Source organism: Lentibacillus kimchii (assembly GCF_042666895.1).
Classification (GTDB): Bacteria; Bacillota; Bacilli; order Bacillales; family Amphibacillaceae; genus Lentibacillus; species Lentibacillus kimchii.
Genome location: NZ_JBHTGR010000006.1, coordinates 20,457 through 42,556, shown reverse-complemented (window position 1 = coordinate 42,556; position 22,100 = coordinate 20,457). Strand labels below are relative to the sequence as shown.

The 22,100-nt window shown below is 45.9% G+C and carries 23 protein-coding genes; 19 read left to right on the top strand and 4 right to left on the bottom strand.

Annotated elements, in window-relative coordinates:
• The first annotated feature begins 16 nt into the window (after nucleotides 1-16).
• From ACFQU8_RS04400 to ACFQU8_RS04370, 7 genes are read left to right on the top strand one after another with little or no spacing between them, the layout of a single operon-like run.
• A complete protein-coding gene (locus ACFQU8_RS04400) occupies nucleotides 17-892 on the top strand; it encodes an N-acetylneuraminate lyase (protein WP_382357966.1) in 876 nt (291 codons plus the stop codon).
• A gap of 31 nt (nucleotides 893-923) precedes the next feature.
• Complete coding sequence (locus ACFQU8_RS04395) at nucleotides 924-1,586, top strand: N-acetylmannosamine-6-phosphate 2-epimerase (protein WP_382357965.1); 663 nt, start codon at nucleotides 924-926, stop codon at nucleotides 1,584-1,586.
• 17 nt (nucleotides 1,587-1,603) lie between these two features.
• Entirely contained in the window at nucleotides 1,604-2,644 is a 1,041-nt protein-coding gene (locus tag ACFQU8_RS04390; protein ID WP_382357964.1) for a sialic acid TRAP transporter substrate-binding protein SiaP, read from the top strand.
• A 17-nt stretch (nucleotides 2,645-2,661) separates the two neighbouring features.
• Nucleotides 2,662-3,138, top strand: a complete 477-nt coding sequence (locus tag ACFQU8_RS04385; protein WP_382357963.1) for a TRAP transporter small permease — start codon at nucleotides 2,662-2,664, stop codon at nucleotides 3,136-3,138.
• On the top strand, nucleotides 3,139-4,416 hold the full coding sequence (locus tag ACFQU8_RS04380) for a TRAP transporter large permease (protein ID WP_382357962.1): 1,278 nt from the start codon (nucleotides 3,139-3,141) through the stop codon (nucleotides 4,414-4,416).
• 27 nt (nucleotides 4,417-4,443) lie between these two features.
• Nucleotides 4,444-5,340: an ROK family protein gene (locus ACFQU8_RS04375; protein ID WP_382357961.1), complete on the top strand. Its 897-nt coding sequence runs from the start codon at nucleotides 4,444-4,446 to the stop codon at nucleotides 5,338-5,340.
• A gap of 18 nt (nucleotides 5,341-5,358) precedes the next feature.
• Nucleotides 5,359-5,997 (top strand): GDSL-type esterase/lipase family protein, encoded by a 639-nt coding sequence (locus ACFQU8_RS04370; protein ID WP_382357960.1) that lies wholly within the window; start codon nucleotides 5,359-5,361, stop codon nucleotides 5,995-5,997.
• A 67-nt stretch (nucleotides 5,998-6,064) separates the two neighbouring features.
• Here the strand turns inward: ACFQU8_RS04370 and ACFQU8_RS04365 are convergent, their stop codons facing one another.
• Nucleotides 6,065-7,525 carry an aldehyde dehydrogenase family protein gene (locus ACFQU8_RS04365; RefSeq protein WP_382358105.1) on the bottom strand — a complete coding sequence of 487 codons (1,461 nt, stop codon included), beginning with the start codon at nucleotides 7,523-7,525 and terminating at the stop codon, nucleotides 6,065-6,067.
• A 216-nt stretch (nucleotides 7,526-7,741) separates the two neighbouring features.
• Nucleotides 7,742-8,287, bottom strand: a complete 546-nt coding sequence (locus ACFQU8_RS04360; protein ID WP_382357959.1) for a TetR/AcrR family transcriptional regulator — start codon at nucleotides 8,285-8,287, stop codon at nucleotides 7,742-7,744.
• Between the two features lie 162 nt (nucleotides 8,288-8,449).
• On the opposite strand from ACFQU8_RS04360, the gene ACFQU8_RS04355 reads away from it, so the two are divergent.
• The 8 genes from ACFQU8_RS04355 (at nucleotide 8,450) to spx (ending at nucleotide 16,888) form a co-directional block, all read left to right on the top strand.
• Nucleotides 8,450-10,498, top strand: a complete 2,049-nt coding sequence (locus ACFQU8_RS04355; RefSeq protein WP_382357958.1) for an efflux RND transporter permease subunit — start codon at nucleotides 8,450-8,452, stop codon at nucleotides 10,496-10,498.
• A gap of 4 nt (nucleotides 10,499-10,502) precedes the next feature.
• Nucleotides 10,503-12,335 (top strand): YhgE/Pip domain-containing protein, encoded by a 1,833-nt coding sequence (locus tag ACFQU8_RS04350; RefSeq protein WP_382357957.1) that lies wholly within the window; start codon nucleotides 10,503-10,505, stop codon nucleotides 12,333-12,335.
• Between the two features lie 202 nt (nucleotides 12,336-12,537).
• Nucleotides 12,538-13,152 (top strand): NUDIX hydrolase, encoded by a 615-nt coding sequence (locus tag ACFQU8_RS04345; RefSeq protein WP_382357956.1) that lies wholly within the window; start codon nucleotides 12,538-12,540, stop codon nucleotides 13,150-13,152.
• Between the two features lie 218 nt (nucleotides 13,153-13,370).
• Nucleotides 13,371-14,276: a hydroxymethylglutaryl-CoA lyase gene (locus ACFQU8_RS04340; RefSeq protein ID WP_382357955.1), complete on the top strand. Its 906-nt coding sequence runs from the start codon at nucleotides 13,371-13,373 to the stop codon at nucleotides 14,274-14,276.
• 203 nt (nucleotides 14,277-14,479) lie between these two features.
• Entirely contained in the window at nucleotides 14,480-15,040 is a 561-nt protein-coding gene (locus ACFQU8_RS04335; RefSeq protein ID WP_382357954.1) for a helix-turn-helix domain-containing protein, read from the top strand.
• Nucleotides 15,041-15,250: 210 nt separating this feature from the next.
• Nucleotides 15,251-15,610 (top strand): glycosyltransferase, encoded by a 360-nt coding sequence (locus ACFQU8_RS04330; protein WP_382357953.1) that lies wholly within the window; start codon nucleotides 15,251-15,253, stop codon nucleotides 15,608-15,610.
• Between the two features lie 183 nt (nucleotides 15,611-15,793).
• The gene (locus ACFQU8_RS04325; RefSeq protein ID WP_382357952.1) at nucleotides 15,794-16,396 is read left to right on the top strand and encodes a TetR/AcrR family transcriptional regulator; all 603 of its coding nucleotides are present in this window, start codon (nucleotides 15,794-15,796) and stop codon (nucleotides 16,394-16,396) included.
• Between the two features lie 81 nt (nucleotides 16,397-16,477).
• The gene (gene spx / locus ACFQU8_RS04320) at nucleotides 16,478-16,888 is read left to right on the top strand and encodes a transcriptional regulator Spx (RefSeq protein WP_382357951.1); all 411 of its coding nucleotides are present in this window, start codon (nucleotides 16,478-16,480) and stop codon (nucleotides 16,886-16,888) included.
• 52 nt (nucleotides 16,889-16,940) lie between these two features.
• Here the strand turns inward: spx and ACFQU8_RS04315 are convergent, their stop codons facing one another.
• Nucleotides 16,941-18,179 (bottom strand): dicarboxylate/amino acid:cation symporter, encoded by a 1,239-nt coding sequence (locus tag ACFQU8_RS04315; protein ID WP_382357950.1) that lies wholly within the window; start codon nucleotides 18,177-18,179, stop codon nucleotides 16,941-16,943.
• Between the two features lie 223 nt (nucleotides 18,180-18,402).
• Between ACFQU8_RS04315 and ACFQU8_RS04310 the strand changes: the two genes are divergently transcribed.
• The 4 genes from ACFQU8_RS04310 (at nucleotide 18,403) to ACFQU8_RS04295 (ending at nucleotide 20,864) form a co-directional block, all read left to right on the top strand.
• A complete protein-coding gene (locus tag ACFQU8_RS04310; protein ID WP_382357949.1) occupies nucleotides 18,403-18,540 on the top strand; it encodes a hypothetical protein in 138 nt (45 codons plus the stop codon).
• A gap of 107 nt (nucleotides 18,541-18,647) precedes the next feature.
• Nucleotides 18,648-19,250 (top strand): D-glycero-alpha-D-manno-heptose-1,7-bisphosphate 7-phosphatase, encoded by a 603-nt coding sequence (locus tag ACFQU8_RS04305; RefSeq protein WP_382357948.1) that lies wholly within the window; start codon nucleotides 18,648-18,650, stop codon nucleotides 19,248-19,250.
• Nucleotides 19,251-19,313: 63 nt separating this feature from the next.
• Nucleotides 19,314-20,057 (top strand): hypothetical protein, encoded by a 744-nt coding sequence (locus tag ACFQU8_RS04300; RefSeq protein WP_382357947.1) that lies wholly within the window; start codon nucleotides 19,314-19,316, stop codon nucleotides 20,055-20,057.
• Nucleotides 20,058-20,216: 159 nt separating this feature from the next.
• Nucleotides 20,217-20,864, top strand: coding sequence for an SDR family oxidoreductase (locus ACFQU8_RS04295; RefSeq protein WP_382357946.1), 648 nt, complete (start codon nucleotides 20,217-20,219; stop codon nucleotides 20,862-20,864).
• Between the two features lie 64 nt (nucleotides 20,865-20,928).
• Here the strand turns inward: ACFQU8_RS04295 and ald are convergent, their stop codons facing one another.
• Nucleotides 20,929-22,047, bottom strand: coding sequence for an alanine dehydrogenase (gene ald / locus ACFQU8_RS04290; protein ID WP_382357945.1), 1,119 nt, complete (start codon nucleotides 22,045-22,047; stop codon nucleotides 20,929-20,931).
• Nucleotides 22,048-22,100 lie beyond the last annotated feature (53 nt).

The following is a 22,100-nucleotide window of genomic DNA, read 5'->3' as shown; positions in this document are numbered from 1 at the left end:
CGAATGGAGGACTAATATGAAAGGCATCATGACAGCTCTGTTGACCCCCTTTAACGAGGATGGCACACTCAATGAGAAAGGACTGCGCGAGGTTGTTCGCTATAATATTGACGTCATGCAAGTCAATGGCTTGTATGTAGGCGGTTCCACTGGTGAGAGTTTTCTGATGGATGAAGACAGCCGGAAAGACTTGCTCAGAATTGTTAAGGAGGAGACTGGTAATGCGGCTGCGTTGATTGGCCAGATCGGCTCCTTGAATATTGAGGAGGCAGAAAGGCTGGGTCAAGAGGCTAAACGGCTTGGCTATGACGCCTTATCGGCTATCACACCCTATTACTATAAGTTTAGTTTCTCGGAAATTGAAGCTTACTACAAGCGGCTGACTGAAGCGACAGAACACCCAATGATCATCTATTCCAATCCTGCTTTCACGGGCACTCAGTTCACGGTTGAAGAATACGGAAAACTTCTCGCTTTGCCAAATGTCATTGGCGTTAAATACACTGATACAGATCTTTCGAAACTTGCTAAATTGAAAGCGCTGCACCAGGATAAAGTTTTCTTCAGCGGAGCGGATGATATGGTGCTTCAGTTTGCAGCTTCCGGCGCTGATGGCGCGATTGGCAGTACTTATAACATTATTGGCAAGGAAGCCAATGCACTGTTTGAAGCTGTGCAGCAATCTGATATTCCAAAGGCACGTGATCTGCAGAAACAAATGAATCAAGTCATTGAACAGCTGGAAGCAGTTGGTGTTTATCAGGCGATCAAGCATGTATTTAAACAATATGGTGTTGAAGCTGGCTATATGAAATTTCCATTCAAAGAACTGACTGACGACGAAAGAAAACAGGCAGAAAAAATTGTTGACGATATACCATCAAGAACATAAATTACGTCATTATGTAGTGGGAGTTTAGAATATGAGTAAACAACTAATTGTATCCTGTCAGGCTTTGGAGGATGAACCGCTGCATAGTTCATTTATTATGTCGAAAATGGCACTGGCCGCCTCTCAAGGTGGTGCAGGCGGCATTCGTGCCAATAGTACAGCGGATATTCAAGCTATTAAAACAGAAGTTAATTTGCCAATTATAGGAATTATTAAACAAGAATACGCTGATAGTGAAGTGGTCATTACACCAACCGTTGAGGAAGTAAAGGCTTTATATGATGAGGGTGTCGACATTATTGCTTTTGATGCAACAGACAGAGTCCGGCCGGGAGGCGAAACGTTTGAAACCTTTATAAAAGAGGTGAAGAGACGATTCCCCGGGCAAAAACTGATGGCGGATACGTCGACTGTACAGGAGGCTATCCATGCAGAAGCTTGCGGTGTGGATATTGTCGCAAGCACATTGGTTGGTTACACAACCGATTCTAAGGGAGGTGATCCGCTTCGTACGTTGAATGGTATTATTCAGTCGGTTGACATTCCTGTGATTGCGGAAGGAAATTTGGACACCCCGGAAAAAGCAAAACAGGCACTTGATTCAGGTGCTGAAGCAGTAGTCGTAGGAAGTGCGATCACCAGGCCGCAGCGGATTACTGAAAAATTTTCACAAAAACTAAAGCATCTTAATTAATTAAGGGAGGGGTAAGCGTGAAAAAGAGTCTCATTTTCTTATTAGGGCTGGCCATGATGCTGTTTATGGCAGCTTGTGGTGACGACGGGGAAAGTGACGCGGCGAATGACGGTGACAATGGCGATGGAGAGAGTCAGGAATCCTATGAATTGGAATTCGGCATGCAGCCGAACAACCAGTCTAACGAATACGAAGCAGCTGAACATCTGCAGGAGTATGTTAAGGATAAAAGCGACGGCCGGCTGACAATCAGTCTTTATCCAGATGCTCAGCTCGGCGATGACCTTGATATGCTGGGGCAGCTGCAGGAAGGTTCACTGGATATCACATTATCAGAAATGGGACGGCTCGGTGAATGGGTCCCGCGTTCTGAATTGTTAGCGGTTCCTTATGTCATGGACGACTTTGATCATATTAAGCGGTTTGTTTATGACACAGATGCTGGCCAAAAGCTAAGGGACGAACTGGTTGACGAACATGGTTTGCGTGTTATTGACAGTGCATATAACGGTACACGTGTCACATCGTCAAATACGGAAATAAATAGTGTCTCGGATATGGAAGGGCTGAAAATTCGTGTTCCCGAAGCCGATACACTGATTGATTATGCTAAAGCTACAGGGGCAGATCCGACGCCGATGAACTTTGATGAAGTTTATCTTGCTCTGCAGACAAACCAGGTGGATGGTGAAGAAAATCCGCTTTCTGCCATCAAGGCAAAAAGCTTCCATGAGGTCCAGGATTATATTGCTCTAACGAATCATGTTGTTAATGACAACAGCTATGTTGTGAGTGAAAAGACATGGGAGAAACTTCCTGAAGATCTGCAGCAAATTCTGAAAGAAGGCATTCAGGATACGGCTGATTATCACACCAAAATGTTTGAAGATGAAGAAGATGAATTGCTTGATTTCTTTAAAGATAAAGGTGTAACGATCACAAAGCCGGATCTTGATGAATTCCGGGACGCGGTCTCAGACGTTTATCCGAAATACATGGACGAAATTGGTGAAGGCGCCGAAGACTTTATGGACGCTATTGATAAAGCTCGAGATTAATAAGCAGGTGGTCAATCATGATAAAAAAACTATATGATAATTTCGAGGAGATTATCGGCAGTGCCTTATTTGTTGTTATGTTAGTCATTTTGGCTACACAAACACTGTCACGTCAAGGGGTTGTACCCTCCTTGACGTGGACAGAAGAATTGAGCAAACTGCTGTTCATATATGCTGGTTATTTGGGCATTGTTGCCTGTATTAAAGATAACAGTCACGTTTCTATTGATGTTTTTATTAAGAAACTCCCGGCAAAAGGCCAGAAATGGTTGTATGCGTTTAATCAATTGTTAATTCTTTCTGCACTTGTTGCAGTGTTTATCATCAGTCTAACGGTTGTACAAAACAAAGCCCATCTCGAACTGGTGACGCTGAATGTATCCTATATCTATTTGTTTGCAGCCCTCCCTGTCCTGACGCTGCTTATGATTTATCGATTGATTGAGCGTCTTGTCAAAGAATGGCGCAGAGCCAAAGCAGCGGAGGTGAAATAAATGGAAATAGCACTTGTATTCCTGGCCTGGCTTGTTTTGCTCGTGTTGGGCATTCCTGTCGGTTTCACTTTAATGATTGCTGCGCTGTTATATTTTGTGATGGGCGATTGGAATCTTGTTTACTCAGCAGCATCTGAGTTAATCAGCGGGATTAATAATTTCACATTATTGGCTATCCCGTTCTTTATATTAACAGGGATGCTGATGAACTCATCGGGTATAACCGACCGCATATTTAATTTTGCCAAGTCCCTTGTGGGGCATATACCTGGTGGTGTCGGCCATGTAAACATCGCGGCCAGTTTAATGTTCTCTGGTATGTCTGGTTCATCACTGGCTGATGCAGGCGGATTAGGCCAGCTGGAACTCAGATCAATGCGCAAGGCAGGCTACGATGATGATTTCAATGGCGGACTGACAGCGGCCTCCGCTATTCTCAGCGGCATTATTCCGCCCAGCCTAAATTTAATAATCTATGCATCAATTGCCAACGTATCAGTTGCTTCTATGTTTATTGCTGGACTGGTTCCCGGCCTTCTTGTAACCTTAGCGCTGTTTGTAATGACCTTTTTTATGGCTAAAAAACGTGGCTATCAGGTGCTTGATCGGGCCAATTTAAAAACGATTGCCCAGCAGTTCCTAAAGGCTTTTTGGGCCTTGCTGACACCTATTATCATTATTGCGGGTATTTTCTCAGGGTACTTCACGCCGACTGAAGCAGCTGTTGTCAGTACGATTTATGCGTTAATTCTTGGCTTTTTCGTCTACCGTGAACTGACGCTGAAAAAACTTTATGACAACATTGTCGAATCTCTGAAGATGACTGGTGTTGTCGTTTTGATGCTTGCTGCTGTTGAGTTTTTCGGTCAGTTTGTAGCCCGGGAGCAAGTAGCGATTAAGCTGGCAGACTTTTTCTTGGGTATTACGGAGAACGCTACTTTTCTGCTTATATTAATCAGTATCCTGTTAATCGTGCTTGGGACATTTATTGATGCACTGGCATTACTTGTTCTTGTCGTTCCGGTTTTAATCCCAGTTGTCACAAGTGCTGGTATTGATCCGATCTTTTTCGGCGCTTTTGTTATTTTGAACTTGATGATTGGAATTTTAACACCGCCGATGGGCATGTCCTTATTTGTGGTCTCGCGTGTCGGCAATATTCCAGTGGGGACCATGTATCGGGGTGTGCTGCCATTTTTGATACCACTTGTACTGGTTATGATTCTATTAATCTTTGTTCCGCAGCTTTCAACATTTCTGGTCAATATGCTGAACTAAACTATTATATGAATGGAGGAACTTAGAGTGAAGGCAGCAGCTTTTGATATTGGTGGAACCAGTATTAAGTACGGTGTGCTGAATCATCAGGGTGAGATTATCTATAAATCGAAAACCGCGACAAAAGCAAATGAAGGCGGTATGGCCATTATTGACCGGGTAACTAAGCTTGCTGCCTATTTGCAAGAGCAGTACGAGCTCAGCGGGATTGCTGTCAGCACAGCCGGTCAAATTGATAAACAGAACGGGACTGTCATTCATGCGACAGATGCACTCCCGGGATATACCGGTTTGAATATAAAACAGGAATTGCAAACGGTGTTTGATTTGCCAGTGGTCGTTGATAATGATGTTAACTGTGCGGCACTCGGTGAATACTGGCAAGGCGCCGCACAAGGGTTTGATGATTTTCTTTGTATGACGCTGGGCACCGGCATTGGTGGAGCCATTATTATAGATGGTCAGGTTTATAATGGAGCTGCTTATTCTGCCGGTGAATTTGGGCATATGACGCTCTACCCTGGTGGTGAGGATTGTCTTTGCGGTGATCAGGGCTGCTATGAACAATACGCCTCCAGCAGAGCCTTGGAACAGCGGGCAGCCAACGACTTTCGTAAAGGCATCACGCTGCCTGACTTATTTGCTGAGGCCAAGCGAGGGAATCAGGACGCAGAAAAGGTCATTGATCAATGGGTTGGAGACGTGGCTCTGGGTCTTAAAACCCTTGTTCATATATTTAATCCCTCGCTGATTGTCATTGGGGGCGGTGTTTCAGAGCAGGGCAGCTATCTGCGCGATAAGTTGCAAACAAACGTGAATGCATGCATTATGCCTTCTTTTCAGCGTGCATTGGAAATCAGATTTGCCCAGAATGAAAATGATGCTAATTTGCAGGGAGCTGTGTATCAGCTAATGCAAACGTAAGACAGGTGGTGATTCAGGATGCAGAAACGGATTGTCTGTTTTGGCGATTCCAATACGTGGGGTTATGATGCGGAAAATGAGGTCAGATTTTCAGAAACTGTGCGCTGGCCCTGCCGTCTGCAGCAATGGCTCGGGGATGCCTATCAAGTCATTGAAGAAGGGCTGATGGGCCGCACCAGCGTCTGTGACGATCCTTTAAATGAAGGACTCAATGCTCTGAATTATATTTATCCTTGTTTAAAAAGTCATGCCCCGCTGGAACTTGTCATTATCATGCTGGGCACGAATGATACGAAAGAACGCTTCGGCTTAACGGCCTATAACATTGCACAGGGCATTGCCCGGCTGGCCCGTAAAGCTGAAAGGTCTGAAAGCGGACAAGGATCAGATACGCCACATGTCTTAGTTGTTGCGCCGCCGCGGATCAATCCAGGTTATCGCCACACGGATGTTAACCTGTCGATGGGACAGAATTGTGATGTTAAATCACACGAATTCCCCGTTTATTTAGAACAGTTATTAGCAGGCACAGGGATTGATTTTCTGGATGCTTCTGAAGAGGCAGCTATGAATCCAATCGACTGCATGCATCTGACTAAAGATGGCCACAGATCTCTGGCAGAACATATTTTTATACGCGTCAGACCCCTCCTCTGATTGCTCACTTTCCCCAGTAAAAAGCCCAGCCTCATTGCCAGGCTGGACCTTTTATAGTATCTATTGGTTAGAACGGGTATTCCCGCGGTTCATTCTGCACGGAAATCCACTTGCCTTCTGTAAACTCATCAATAATAAAGGGACTGCCGAACCGGCCGATGCCGCTTTGCCGCATGCCGCCGAAAAGAGCAGTTGGTTCATCATTAACCGGCTGATCATTGATGTGGGTCATACCGTACTGCAATTCCAGTGCGTACTTGCGGGCTTTTTCTTCGTCACGGGAAAAGATGGCAGAACTTAGGCCAAATGCTGTATCGTTCGCTTTAGCAATGACATCATCATCTGAGTCGGCTTTGATAATCAGCGCAATTGGCGAGAACATTTCCGTTTGCGCCAGTTCACTGTCATTGTCGACATTGCCGATAACAGTTGGTGTTAAGACGCGGCCGTCTTGTTCACCTTCCAGGAGAATATCGAAACCGGCTTCTTTAGCTTTGCTGATATTAGCGAGTGATTTCTCCATTTGGTTATCATCAATAAGCGGTCCGACGACAACATCTGGATCGCGCGGATCACCATATTTAATGTTTTTGGAGCGTTCGACAAATTTCTCAACAAATTTATCATAGACGTCCTCATGCACAATCAGGCGGTTGATCATCATGCAAATCTGCCCCTGATGCATATACTTACCGAAGATTGCAGCATCAACGGCCTGGTCAATATCTGCATCGCTCAGGACACAGAACGGTCCATTGCCGCCAAGCTCTAAGGCTACATCCTTCAATTGTTCACCAGCCACTTGGCCGATTTGGCGGCCGACAGGTGTTGAGCCGGTGAAACTGACGAAATTGGCTTCGTCGTGATTGAACATGCGGTCGCCGGTTACGCTTGATTTCGTGAGAAGTGATTGAAAGACACCGCTGGGCAGGCCTGCTTCTTCAAAGGCCCGGGCGATGACGGAACCGGAAATCAGGCCGCATTTAAGATCTGGTTTGTGCACGACAGCATTTCCCAGTGCCAGGGCCGGTGCAATGGTGCGCATCGATAAGTATAACGGGAAATTAAAGGGTGCAATCGAAGCGATAACACCTTTAGGCAGCCGGTAAAATTCATTCATTTTATCCGGAATGATCGATTGCTTGTCCTCGAATTTGCCAACCTGGTCAACCATGGTAAGGGACTCTTCCATGACGCCGACTGTTAAATCAAATTCCAGACTGGCCTTAACAGCTGTACTGCCTGATTCGAGCGTCAGGATCTCCTGTATCTCTGCTTGGTGATCCTTAAAGTATTTAACTGCCTTCCTGATGACCGCTTTACGCTGTTCAGGGTCCTGGCCCCATGCTTTTTGGGCCTTAGAAGCGCCTGTAAATGCGTCGTTAAGCTGATCAAGGGAAGCGAGGTGGACATTGGCTAAGACTTTATTGTCATAGGGGTTCACCATGTCAGCAGTTCTGGCTTCATTTCCTTCAGTCCACTCACCGTTGATAAAACTTTGATTGAACGACTGGTATTGATTCACCATGATCGCCTCCTTGTAGATGGCCTTGCGTGTTGCTATAAATGTTATGTTCACCAGAAACCTTACACTATCATTGTAGAATGGCTATCTGTATCTGTCGACTATCTTGTTTAGCCTTAAAGACAGAGTTCGTTATTAGTCAGCTAATTGTGGGCACATGGTTCCGAAAGTATGGTTCAGACACGTCTGTATGATCTGCTCCAGGAATCACTGTTACGCCTAAATCCGGAAACGGTTAATCAGCTGGGCAAGCTCTTTTGGTGACCGATCCATATTATTGGCCAGCCAATGTTTAATGACATAGATGCTGCCACTGATGAGAAAGGTGCTCTCGTATTCAAACGTATTTCTATCCACCTCGTAGCTATCCATCCAATTTCGAACCAGAAAAGTGCGGGCGATATCCATAACACGCCGTTCAAAATAGTGATCGGCATTCTCATTGAGAAGCGTCTGACAAATGTCATATTTTGTAGCAACGTATTCCAGAAGCCTCTCAATCATCTGTAATGATTCCTGTTCTTGTCCAAAGTCATATTGATTCAAATAGGCATTTAAGTCGGCGATAATTTCTTCTTCAATCTGTTCCAGCAAATGATGCTGATCCCGGTAATGGGTATAAAAGGTGGACCGGTTGATATCGGCCTGTTCGCAGATTTCTTTGACTGTAATCACGGAAATCGAACTGGTTTTTAATAAGCTGATTAAACTATCCTTTAAGACCATGCGGGTATATTTTTTACGGCGGTCAAGTTTTTCGTTCATGAAATCGTCACACCTTTTTAAAACATTTAACAACACTTTTGCGGGTAATGTTGATGTTTATACGCAAGTTAGGAAACTGTTTGTTGTAAATCCAACATGATGTCTATTATAATAATAGCGTGCTCAAACGGATGATGCAAGAGAGGATGAATCGCAACTATTATGATAGCCCGTGTGTTAAAACATAAAAAATTAATTGTTGTCGTGTTTCTGATTCTGGCAGCTGTCAGTGCCGTCGTGCAGTCTGCTGTCCCGGTTAAACATGATATGGTCGACTATTTGCCGGATGATACACCATCTATTGAGGCAAAAGATGTCATGGAAGATGAGTTTTCCGGTGATGTTGACAATGCCAGGGTGATGATGAAGGACCTCAGTATTCCCGAGGCGCTTGCGTTCAAGGATAAGCTTGAAGCCATTGATGGTGTCTCGAATGTTACATGGCTTGATGATGTGATTGATATCAAGACACCCGTTGAGCTGGCAGATACTGATACGGTAGAGTCCTATTATAAGGATGACGATGCCCTGTACTCCTTTCACGTTGCAGATGGCAAAGAAGTCGGGACAACCGATGCTATATATGACGTGATCGGTGAGGACAATGCTCTGTCGGGTGATGCGCTGAATACAGCCATATCACAGCAATCAACAGGCGAGGAAGCCATGAATGCCGCGCTGATCCTTATTCCTGTTGTGATTATTATTCTGTTATTGTCAACACGGTCATGGGTCGAGCCGGTCTTCTTTCTGACAGCTATCGGTGTCTCGGTTCTGATTAATTTGGGAACGAACATTTTTGTGGGTGACATATCCTTTATTACGCAGGCTGTGGCGCCGATATTGCAGCTTGCTGTCTCGCTCGATTATGCGATCTTCCTGCTGCACAGCTTCGATGATTACCGGAAGGAGACGGCGGATCCGACAGAGGCAATGCGCCGCGCCATGAAACGGTCATTCCCAGCTGTCGCTGCAAGTGCATCAACGACATTTTTCGGGTTTACAGCTCTGACATTTATGGATTTTGGCATTGGCGCCGATCTGGGTCTCAATCTGGTCAAGGGGATTTTGCTCAGCTTTATCAGTGTGATGATCTTCCTGCCAGCGCTCACGCTGATGTTCTATAAGTGGCTTGATAAAACACAGCATAGAGCATTTATGCCAAGCGTTTATCCGATCGGAAAATATGTTATGAAATTGCGCATCCCAGTTCTTTTGGTGATTCTGATTTTGCTTGTGCCAGCCTTCCTTGGCCAGAGTCAGACGAATTTTCTCTATGGCACCGGCGGCAATCCGGATAGTACCCGGGCCGGTCAGGATACGGAAGAAATTGAAGATGTATTCGGTAAATTCACGCCGGTAGTGCTGCTCGTACCTAAAGGGGATATAGCCCGGGAAGAGAAGCTTGTCGATGACCTCGATAAGCTTGATAATGTGGATAATACGATCTCTTATGTCGATACCGTTGGTGCGGGCATACCGCCGGGGTATCTCGATGAATCAGAGACGGATGAGTTCTTTTCGGAGAATTACAGCCGGATCACCATTAACACCACCACCGATAATGAGGGTGACGAAGCGTTTAATCTGGTAGAGAATGTTCGGAATACGGCAGCTGACTACTATGGTGATGATTATCAGGCGCTTGGCAAGAGTGTCACCATGTATGATATGAAAGACATTGTCGAAGAAGACAACACAGTGGTCAATATGCTGACAGTCATAACGATTGCGATTGTCCTGCTGATTACATTCCGGTCCATTTCCTTCCCGGTTGTTCTCCTGCTGACGATCGAATCAGCCGTATGGATTAATTTATCAGTGCCTTACTTCACAGGCAAGTCACTTGTGTATGTCGGTTATCTGATTATCAGCACCGTTCAGCTTGCAGCAACGGTGGATTACGCGATTTTGTTAACGGAAAGCTACACGCAAAATCGCAAGGAAATGAAGGCCATGGATGCCGTGAAGAAAACCATTAATGAGAAAGTCTTTTCAATTGGCGTCTCTGCCTCGATTCTGTCCAGTGTCGGCTTCATTTTATGGGCCACTTCGACAGATCCCATTGTTTCGTCTATTGGCCTTCTGCTCGGACGTGGTGCGTTATTGGCCTTCATCCTGGTCATCTTCCTGCTGCCGGCATTGCTGGTGGTGTTTGACCGGGTGATTGAAAAAACAACCAGGAAGGCCAACTTTTATAAAGGGGAGTGATGCTATGCGGCTAAAAAAATTAGGTATCGTAATGATGGGCGCTGTGCTGGGGTTTGGCTCACTGCCGTTGTCGGCCTCAGCTGACAAAAGCGCTGATGATAAAACGGATGAAGGTAACTATGAAACAAAAGATGAAACAATATATGCCAGTCTCGGCGCAGGCGGTTCGCTTGAGGATATGTATGTTGTGAACACGTTCCATGTCAGCGAACCCGGTGAATTCGTCGATTATGGCGACTATACCGATGTGCGTAATTTAAGCAACCTGCAAGACATCAAGCAGACTGATGACAATAAAGTCCACCTGCAGGCCAATAAAGACGATGGTGAGTTTTATTATCAGGGTGACCTTGCTGACCGCCCGCTCCCATGGAATATCGATATTTCCTATATGCTGGATGGTCACGACGTTTCACCTGACGATTTGCCTGGCAAAGACGGGAAGCTGGAGCTGCAGATTGAAACCTCGGCTAATGACGCTGTAGACCCGATGTTTTTCAAAAACTATATGCTGCAGATTTCCCTGACGCTTGATCAGAATACATTTGAAAATATCCAGGCGCCGGACGGCACTAAAGCAATTTCCGGCAAAGACACCCAGGTGACATTTACGGTTATGCCGGAAAAAGAGAAAAACTTTATTGTGTCAGCCAACGTATCGGATTTTGAAATGGATCCAATTAATATATCAGCGACACCTGCTTCCATGCCGATCGATGACCCAGATTTGAGTGGTGTTAAAGGGGATATGTCGTCGCTGTCCAGTGCAATCCGTGATCTTGATGATGGTGTTGGTGATTTAAACAGCGGCATCGCGGATTTGAATAGTGGGGCAGCGGATCTCAAGAACGGATCCAGTGACTATTTAAGTGGTATCAATGACCTGAATCAGTCATCAGACCAGCTGGTGAACGGTTCAGCTCAGATTCGCGATACGCTGGAGAAAGTGAATAACAAAGTGCAAAATACACCCGATGCTGCCGATGCACCCGATCTCAGCGACTTAAAACAGCTGCCTGCTAACATTCGTGATCTTGCAGGTAATCTGCGGGATGCAGCTGATGGGCTGGATACATTAAAACAAAATTACAGTGATGCCTACCAGCAGCTGGATAAGGCTATAGGCAATATTCCAGATGCCGATTTAAGCGATGAATTTGAGAAGCTGAAGGACAGTGATATTGATCCCGATGTCCTGAAGCAGCTGAAGGAAATGTATCAGGCTGGTCAAAACGCCAAAGGAACCTATCAGGCAGTCCAGAAGGCATTTGACTCCGTGCCACAGACTTTAGAACAGACCTCAGGCTCCTTAAGGAAAATGGCCGATAATATGGCCAGCACAGCTGATCAGATCGAAAGCGGACTGAGTGATATGGATCAGCTGGATGCGCTGGATGAGCTGAAAAGCGGGATAGCCCAAATGGCGTCGCAATATGAATCATTCCATAGCGGCCTGGTCGATTACACGGACGGTGTCGGCAGGTTAGCAAATAACTATCAGGATATTAATAGCGGCATTCAGGGACTGGCTTCTGGAGCGTCTGATTTGAAGGGCGGTGCCAGTGATCTGAAAAATGGTACAGAGGAACTGCGCGATGAAACAAGCGGTTTGCCGAGTGAAATGCAGGATAAGGTTGATGAGATGATGGATGACTACGATGCTTCGGATTTTGAGCCACAATCATTCGTATCAGATAAGAATGATAAGATTGACGTTGTGCAATTCACCTTATCAACAGAAGCGATTGAGAAAGAAGCTAAAGATGACGAGACCAACAATGATGAAAAGGCTAAAGACAAAGGCATTTGGGACCGGTTATTAGAGCTTTTCCGGTAAGGACTTAATGGAAAACCAGTTCGCGGTGCTGCGGACTGGTTTTTTTGCGTCTCGCTGGCTGTTCAGTCATAGATAAGGGAGCTAAAAGGGGTCTCCTAAGGCTATTGGGCTCCGTCTGTCAGTAATGACTAAACACATTTTAATGAGTTCAGCAGACCTTATCTGGTATAATGAAATAAAGGCAGGATAGAGGGGTGATGGTATGGATCTGGCGTATATCAGGCAATCAGTCAAACAGCATACACCATCGGTTCTCGGGCATGACCAAATGGTAAAATCCGCAGTTCTGCTGCCGCTGATTGAAAAAGAAGGTGAACTGCATGTGCTGTTTGAAGTGCGTGCCGAAACGATGCGCAGGCAGCCGGGGGAAGTTTGTTTTCCAGGTGGACGGATTGATGCTGGCGATAAGGACGCAAGAGAGGCTGCGATCCGGGAAACAACCGAAGAGCTCGGTATTAGCAGTCAGGCGATTTCCGGAGTCTTTCCGCTGGATTATCTTGTGACACCGTTTGGCATGCTTATTAGCACCTATGTGGGATTGATCAGCCCGCGCGAGCCATTGCAGCCAAACGCTTCAGAGGTTGGTGATTGGTTTACAGTGCCGCTGGCGTTTTTTCTGGAGACGGAACCGACCATTCATCATGTTCATTTACAAGTTAAACCGGACGATTCTTTTCCCTTTGATTTAATTCCCGGCGGTGAGCAGTATAATTGGGCCGCAGGGAAAATGGATGAGTATTTTTATAGATATGACGATCGGATTATCTGGGGATTGACGGCAAAAATTCTTTCCCATTTTGTCACCATTATCCAGTGAATAAAAAGATTAATCGTTTATTATAAAACTATTCCCAAATTTGACATTTTGGGTTTTTTTATTTTATACTTTATTCAACCTAGTTGAACAGAACGAAACTGAAGTGAATATAATACTGTGACAGCTCAATTATTAATAAAACGTGTTAATGACGGATTATCTCATACTATGAAAGCGCATTCAACAAAGTGAGTTTACGAAGAAGGGATGGTTATCTCATGGGACGCTGGCCGGATTTTGTGCAAATGAAGGAAGTGGGTCCACGCGATGGGCTGCAAAACGAACAGCAGCAGATTGCCACAGCGGATAAAATCGATTGGATCAATCGGCTGTCAGAATCAGGTGTACAGGAAATTGAGTATTCGTCATTTGTCCACCCGAAGTTGATTCCGGCACTGTCAGATGCGTATGAGGTGGGGCAGCGGATAACACGTAAGCCGGGTGTTCGTTATTCCGCGCTTGTTCCCAATATGAAGGGGCTGGAACTGGCACTTGAGGCGGGCATTGATGGTGCTTCCGTTTTCATGTCTGCCAGTGAGACGCATAACCGTAAGAATATTAATAAGTCGATAGCTGAGACATACCCAGTATTGCAGCCCGTAGTGACCGAAGCCAAAAAGGCAGGCAAACATGTGACAGGGTATGTATCAACCGTGTTTGACTGCCCGTACGAAGGCCGCATCTCGCCTGATGAGGTACTGCGTGTGTGTGAGCAGCTGTTTGCCTTCGGTGTCGATGATATATCGCTCGGTGATACGATTGGCACGGCAGTTCCGGCGCAAGTCGACCAGCTCCTTGGCAAGGTGCTGAGCCGTTTTCCGAGTTCGCAGATCATCATGCATTTTCATGATACACGCGGTATGGCGATCGCCAACATCATGCGGTCGATGGAGCATGGCATTACGAGATTCGACAGCTCCATTGGCGGATTGGGTGGCTGTCCATTTGCGCCAGGTGCAGCTGGTAATGTCGCGACGAACGATGTGCTGTATTTACTGAGTGGTCTTGGGATTGAGACGGGCATGGATGAGCATAGACTGCAGGAAGCCGCCTTTTATATTCAGGATAAACTCGGAAAAACACTGCCGAGCAAGTCACTCGCTTATGCAGCCAGCAAGAGCTGAGGTACCGAAGCCGGGACAAAATGAACGTTAATTCCAAAGACGCATGACGTTTGACAGGATACGTTTGTCCCAGCTTTGCCTCATTTCTGCAGCACGCTCCTTAGCCGGTCAACAGGGAAAGAAGCATTAAGCCTGTTGTCAGAATCAACATTTTCCTCTATTCTATGATCAGGAGACTCGTAGTTGACTGGGGAAGGGAGCGAATGACTATAGACCTGCAGACCATTGGACAAAAACTAAAACAAGCGCGTTTTAAAAGTAAACATACACAACAGCAAATCGCAGATCAGTGTGGTATCTCCAAAAGTCTATTATCCAAAATTGAAAATGGCCAGACCTCAAGTGCGGTTGCAACACTGTCAAAAATCGCCGAAGCCTTGGATGTGCCGCTCTCCTGGGTGCTGGACGGGCATCCCGAAACCGATCTTGTCATGCTTCCAAAAGCAGACAGGAGGCTTAGTGCCGATGATGAGAATATGGGTTATTCGTTTGAATTACTTGCCAACCGCTCCCGCACATCACGGATTGAACCGACCATTGTCTATGTAACCCCGAAGGATTATAACAAACGGCATGAGCCTTATACGCATTCCCAGGATGAGTTTATTTATATTGTGGAAGGCGCCATCGAGCTGTACTATGCCGGTGAAAAGCATTATATGGCAAAAGGGGATACCAGCTACTTCAGAGGCGTGAAACCCCATTTATTCATCCCGGTTGATAATGATGGCGCAAAAGTATTAACCGTATTTATCGATGAATGATGCATAATGCTTGATTTGCTAATCAGCTGAAATAGAAATACCTTTTTAAAAGGTATTTTTTTTGAGATTTCATGCCGTGGTTACTTGACATGTGACACCATGTCATTTATCATTATAATTGTTATAAATGACGTTTTGTCACTTGCAGGCAAAAGGCTGCATTGAGCAGTGAACAGGCGGGTTTGCACACCGCTTGCCGGAGCTTTTTAAGTGAAGCTTTTTCAGCTGGTGTATATAGCATATCCCAGAGAAGAGCTTTATGAGACTGATCTGACCGGTTACCTTTACGCAGCAGCTTATCATGATAAGCTGTCTATCAATGAAGTGAACAAGCTTCGACTGACACCTTATGACATTAAGGCTTACTATAATTCTGGCGTCCTGCTGATGAATCTGGACGAGCAGCGGGGTTCAATTGATGAACGTGATATTTTCACCTTTGTGGCGAAAAACCATGCCCGGCTTGTTATGCCGGATCAGGATATCTTGAATGCTTTGTATTCCAAAAAATCCGGACCCTTGATGAAACGCTATACAATTATGATACACGTTTTTACAGTCATTACGTGAATAAAACGAACGGGTTTTGTGACATGGACTATATTATACGCGAGACGGTAATTCTCCATTTCTGCGGTAAGAAAAAGCCATGGCACCAGCGCTACAGCGGACGTTTTCACGCGCTTTATAAGCACTATGAAAGGCTGGCGCTGGGTTAGCGAAGCGTCGCTTAATCGATAGGGGGCTTGTTCCATGCCAAAACAGACTTTCTTTAATTTGCCTGAAGCGAAAAGACACACGTTAATGCGTGCTGCAGAAGAGGAATTCTCCCGAGCTCCGCTTTACGAGGCCTCCATCGCCAATATTGTAAAAACAGCTGGTATACCGCGCGGGAGTTTTTATCAGTATTTTGCTGATAAAGAGGATGCCTTTTTTTATTTGCTGGATCATCTGTCCCACAACCGAAAGACCATTTTTATCGAACTTCTGAAGCAGCATAATGGGGATCTGATTGAGGCGGTCAAGGGATTTTTTCAATTGGTTATTACGGAAGATGACAATCCGGATTTTGTGCGGAATGCACTGTTAAATATGACGTATCAGATTGAGGATGTGATTGCACGGATATTCTGTGATCAGACAAATCAGGAGGAATTCAGGGAAATCAGTTCATTGGTTGATAAAACGAAATTAAACATCGGCGATGAAAAAGACATCTTTCATATCATCCAGATTCTGGCATCTGTGCTGGTCCGCAATCTTGTTGATACATTCGCCCGCAATTTATCCTATCAAACGGCGACGGATCACTTAACAGTGGAAATGAATCTCCTGAAGTCGGGTGTTTATAGATAGGTATAAAAGAGGCGTTAGTGTTTAATCCTGGCATGAAGTGAAGGCCGAGGCTATAAACCTGAAAGGAATGGGGTATGATATATGACTGTAACAATTTATGGTACACCATGTTTATCGGCGCGAAAGGCAAAAGAATGGCTGACGGATCACGCTATTCCCTATGCGGAACGAAACACGGCCAAGGTACCGCTGACGCTTCATGAGCTGCAGGCAATCCTGCGTTTGACGTTAAACGGCACAGACGATATTATTTCTACCCGGTCTAACGTTTATAAGGATTTACAGGAGGATATCAGCACGCTGTCCTTAAAGCAGCTCCTTGATTTAATTCAGACGCATCCGGGATTATTGCGCAACCCCATCATGATCGATGAAAAGCGGCTGCAGATCGGTTTCAATGCAGAGGAAATCCGTCAGTTCATCCCAAGAAAAATGCGGGAAACAGAGTGGCTGAACTGGCGTTTGAATCACTTGTGGCCAGTTGAGGGCTAATAGAAAACCTCCCCCGTAAGCAGATAGTCAAAACGGGAGAGGTTTTTTTATGTTAGCTGTTGACTGGTTCCGTTTTTTTCTGATCTTTTTCCTTGCGGCCGATAAGGCTTGTGACGGCCAGATCACCGGTTACGTTAAGACTTGTGCAGCCCATGCCAACCAGCACGTCAACGGCTGACAGCAGTCCAACGGCTTCCATTGGCAGTCCGATCTGGGAAAAGACTGTGGCGATCATAATCATACCGGCACCGGGAACACCAGCAGTTCCGACAGAAGCGAGTGTTCCGATCAGGACCACTTGCAGGATTTCAATGAAGCTGAGCGGATCACCTACAACGTTTGCAGCAAAGACTGCTGATACGGCAATGCGTATCGCTGCTCCGTCCATGTTGATTGTAGCACCGAGCGGCAGACTGAAGCCGTACAGACTTTTGGGCAGCTTCAGGCGATCAGCGGCATTCAGTGTGAGTGGTAACGCACCCGAACTGCTTTGAGTAACAAACGCGGTAATCATTGGTGTGCGCCCGAACCGGAAAAATTCTCTTATATTAATTTTATTAAAAGCCATGATCAGGACATAAAGAAGCAGCTGAACGATTAAGGCGATATAGAGGACGCCAATCATGCCCCCCAAATCCAGTAAGGTGCTGGCTCCTTGATTGCCGACCACTTTGGCAATGATGGCAAATATGCCAATCGGCACGTATTGGATAATCCATTGCATAATGCGCATGGTCGCTTCATTCAGTCCACTGATAACGTTATAAGCAGCTTCCCCGACTTCTTTAGTGGACTCAGTGGCTCTGAGAATGGATAAGGCAATGCCAAAGACAAAAGCGGTAAAGATAATACCTAACAGATTCAGCTCGCTGAAGGCTGTCACGATATTTTTCGGAACAATGCTCAGCAGGACACTGACAACCCCTGGGTCGTCTGGTACATCGAAGGAGTCGCTTCCATCGAGTGTCAAACCTGTGCCTGGATTAAACAGACTGGCAATGGCAATACCGACAACGATGGCCAGAGCAGATGTCCCGACAAAATAAATAAACACTTTCCCGCCCATGCGGCCAAGACTTGCAAGATTAGCCTGATTCAGGCCAACGATCAGAGTGAATAGAATCAATGGAACAATGAGAAACTGCAGCAGACGCAGCAAAAGATCCCCGAGCGGCGACAGCACAGTGGCATCTTCACCAAATAGCAGACCAGCCAAAATTCCCAAAACCAGCGCAACAGTGATCTTGGTAATGAGTGATGTATCGAGATAACCTCGCCATAGTTTTTTCATGATGTCATCTCCCTCCCCTTCACATTATAGACTATGCCCTTTATTCCGATAGAATTAATGGGTATTCACTGACGATACCTTGTTTAGCTGGCTGTGTCAAAAGCTTTGTTTTAAGCGAAATCGCAGTTCACCCATGCGGCAGCAGGCACGTTTTGGAACCGGACATCATGTATAGAAAATCCCTCTTTACCAAACCATGAGCTTAAGAAAGGGGTGTCATTCCATGCAGGATAATAACAATCCAGTTAAGAAATCGAAAACAAATGGTGAATCCAAGAACGGACGCAAAAGCCAGTATAAAAACAGCAGTGTCCACGGTGATACGCGTCCGGATGAGTATGTAAGTGAACAAGACGATTAAAGCGGCTGATATAACGAAACGTATCCATTCTAAAAATACGTGATCGTCCCATTGGCGGAGGAAATAGAAAGACTTCCTTCTGCGGGAAGGGGAAAGGTGAGCCTCCAGTGCGCAATTACAGGAGGCTCACCAGCCACACCCGCATTTTGACGGACAAACCACGTTACCGAAAGGATGAGTCAATGACGCAGGCTGTATTTCTGGATCGCGACGGCGTTATTAATGAAGTGCTTACTGAGCGCGTGACGTTCGTTAACGAGCCAGGTGATTTTCACTTGCTGGACGGTGTTGGAGAAGCCATTAAGCTGCTTCATGACAAAAATTATTTTGTGTTTGTTGTCACGAACCAGGGTGGCATAGGACTTGGCTATATGACAAAAGCAGCGCTCAAAATGGTCCATGAGCAAATGCAGGCTGATCTGGCCCAGTATGGTGCGGTTATTGATGACATTGCCTATTGTCCGCATGCACCGCACGCTGGCTGCTTTTGCCGCAAACCCGAACCGCAAATGCTTCTTGATCTTGCCGCAAAACATAACATTGATTTGTCGGAAAGCTATATGATCGGTGACCGGGAACCGGATATCAGCGCAGGAAAGCGAGCCGGTGTCAAAACGGTTCTGATCAGTCAAAAGGAACGGCATACGGCATCTGCTGACATGTTGTTTCCAGATCTTTTTACATTCACAAGCTGGCTTGATGACGCTTAGGATTTGTTGAGCTGTGGCATACTACACGAGTGGCCACCCTACTTACGAAAGGATGAATCCGGTATGAAGCGTTTACTTAAAGTGACCCTCGCAATGATGGCGGCTTTTATACTCAGTATGCCAATTTATTCAGGTTTTTATAAAGTATCGGCCAAAGATTTCGATTATCAGTATCAGATTGGGGATACAGAAAAAGAAACGTATTATAACATTTTCCTGAACCTTGAGGCCCGGGAATTAGGAATTGATACAGAGGGCAAGGATAAGCAGCAATTGGAAGAGGATGTAAAGGAGACGAAAATCAAACGGGCAGCTGAAGAAAAAGGTATGGAAACAGAGGGCGAGGACATCGAAGAACTTGGTAAAGAAGTGCACCATAAGGAAGTACAGGAACAGGCAGAGAAATTGGGAATTAAGCAAAAAGGGAAAGACCCGCAGCTGCTTGCCGAAAAAGTATATGAGGCGCTGCTGAAGCAAAAAGCTGCTGATCTTGATGTCGATACAGAGGGCAAAAAAATCGATGATCTGAAAAAAGCAGTTCTTATCGCTTTGCTGAAACAAGAAGCTGACACACTTGGCCTTGAAACAGACGGAATGGATATTCACGAATTGCAGCAAGCTGTTCATGAGGCGAAAGTTACCCGCACTGCGCAAGCACTGGAATTAGAAACGGATGGTCAGGAGACATCTGAGCTTTTTCATGAAATTATGACACAGCATGCTGTTCGAGCGAAGAAGCAGCATTTGTATCCCTTTGAATCTGACCAGGGATTGTTTTTTAATGGTTATCATATGACAAATACCTAAATCGCCTGTTGATCACTTTCGTTTTCCAGTCTCAGTTTTTAACGTCAATCTGCAGGCTGCAGAGTCAGCCTGCAAAACACTCTGGTTGTCATAAATCCGTTAATTTGGAATAATAAGAACAGTCTTAAGTGTGATTTTGAACACGAAGGAGTGGGAGCTATGAAGGTATTGGTTGTCGGTGCTAATGGGCAAATTGGCCGGCATATCATCAAACAATTGTCGCATCACAATGACCATACAGTTCGCGCAATGGTCCGGAAAGAGGAACAGGCTGAGGAGCTAAAGAAACTGGGTATTGATGCGGTTATGGCCAATCTGGAAGGACCGAAACGCACGCTTTCAAAAGCGTCTAAAGGCTGTGACGCAGTTGTGTTTGCGGCCGGATCGGGCGGTGGCACCGGTCCTGATAAGACACTTCTTGTGGATTTGGACGGTGCGGTCAAGATGATTGAAGCAGCTGAGGAAGCAGGTGCCAATCGTTTTATTATGGTGAGTGCGCTGTATGCTGACAACCGGGATAATTGGCATGAGAATCTCCGGCATTATTTTGCAGCTAAGCACTATGCAGATAGAATGCTAGAGGCGAGCCAATTGAATTATACGATCATCCGTCCGGGCGGCTTGCTAAATGAGGAAGGAACAGGCAGGGTGAACCTGGCAGAACACGCAGCTAACCCCGGCTTCATTCCGCGAGAGGATGTGGCGCGTACAGTTGTGGCCTCGCTTACTGAGAAAGACACCAATAAACGGGCTTTCGATCTGGTCTCCGGTGACACACCAGTTGCTGAGGCGTTACAAAACCTTTAATATGTGATACTGATTTGAATTAAGCCGCCCCGATTATAAGGAGCGGCTTTTCCTGATCAATTAGTTATTGATTCAGCAGTTCTTCAGCATTCTGATAAGGCTGACCCACTGCATCGGCAACACCCTTAGCGGTTACTTTTCCGTCCAGGACGTTGAGACCTTGCAGCAATGCCGTATTATTAAGACATGCTTGCTTATAGCCTTTATTGGCAATCTGCATCGCATATGGCACCGTGACATTGGTCAGGCCGATCGTTGCTGTACGCGGAACGGCACCGGGAATATTCGAAACCGTATAATGGATAACACCGTGTTTTGTATAGACGGGATCAGCATGGCTTGTCGCGTGCGTGCTGGTGGCAAAATTTCCACCCTGATCAATAGCCACATCCACGATAACAGAGCCTTCGTCCATTTGTTTAATCGTGTCTTCTGATACCAGGACAGGCGCTTTAGCACCAGGCACTAAGACAGAGCCGACAACAATATCGGATTGAATGACTTCCTGTTCAATGTTGGCGGGATTGGACATAATGACGTTGACGGAGCTGCCAAATAGCTCACGCAGCTGACGCAGACGATTCGGATCAAGATCAAGGATAGATACCTCTGCCCCAAGACCTGTAGCTATTTTAGCAGCATTTGTACCAACAACACCGCCGCCAATTACTGTGACCTTGCCGCGTTTGACACCTGGAACGCCGCCAAGCACGATGCCTTTTCCGCCCTGTGGTTTTTCCAGATAGTGTGATCCGAGCTGTGTTGCCATGTAACCTGCTACCTCACTCATTGGCGTCAATAGCGGCAGGGAGTTGTCTGGCATCTGTACCGTTTCATAAGCAATACTTACGACGTTCTTGTCGACAAGTGCTTTCGTAAGTTCAGGCTCGTTGGCGAGATGCAGATAAGTGAATAAAATCAGACCGTCGCGGAAATAGCCAAACTCTTCCGGGAGCGGTTCTTTTACTTTCATGACCATTTCCTGGTTCCAGGCTTCTTCGGCAGAAGAAACAATGGTGGCACCTGCCTGCTTATATTCATCATCGGTGAAATTGGAGCCACGTCCTGCGCCGGCTTCAATTGACACGTCATGTCCCGCTTTTTTCAGATTGCTGACACCTGTTGGGGTCATGGCCACTCTGTTTTCATTGTCTTTAATCTCCTGTGGTACACCGATACGCATCTTCATCCCTCACTTTCATATATTTCTCTTATTTGGGCGATTGAAAGTGTTTC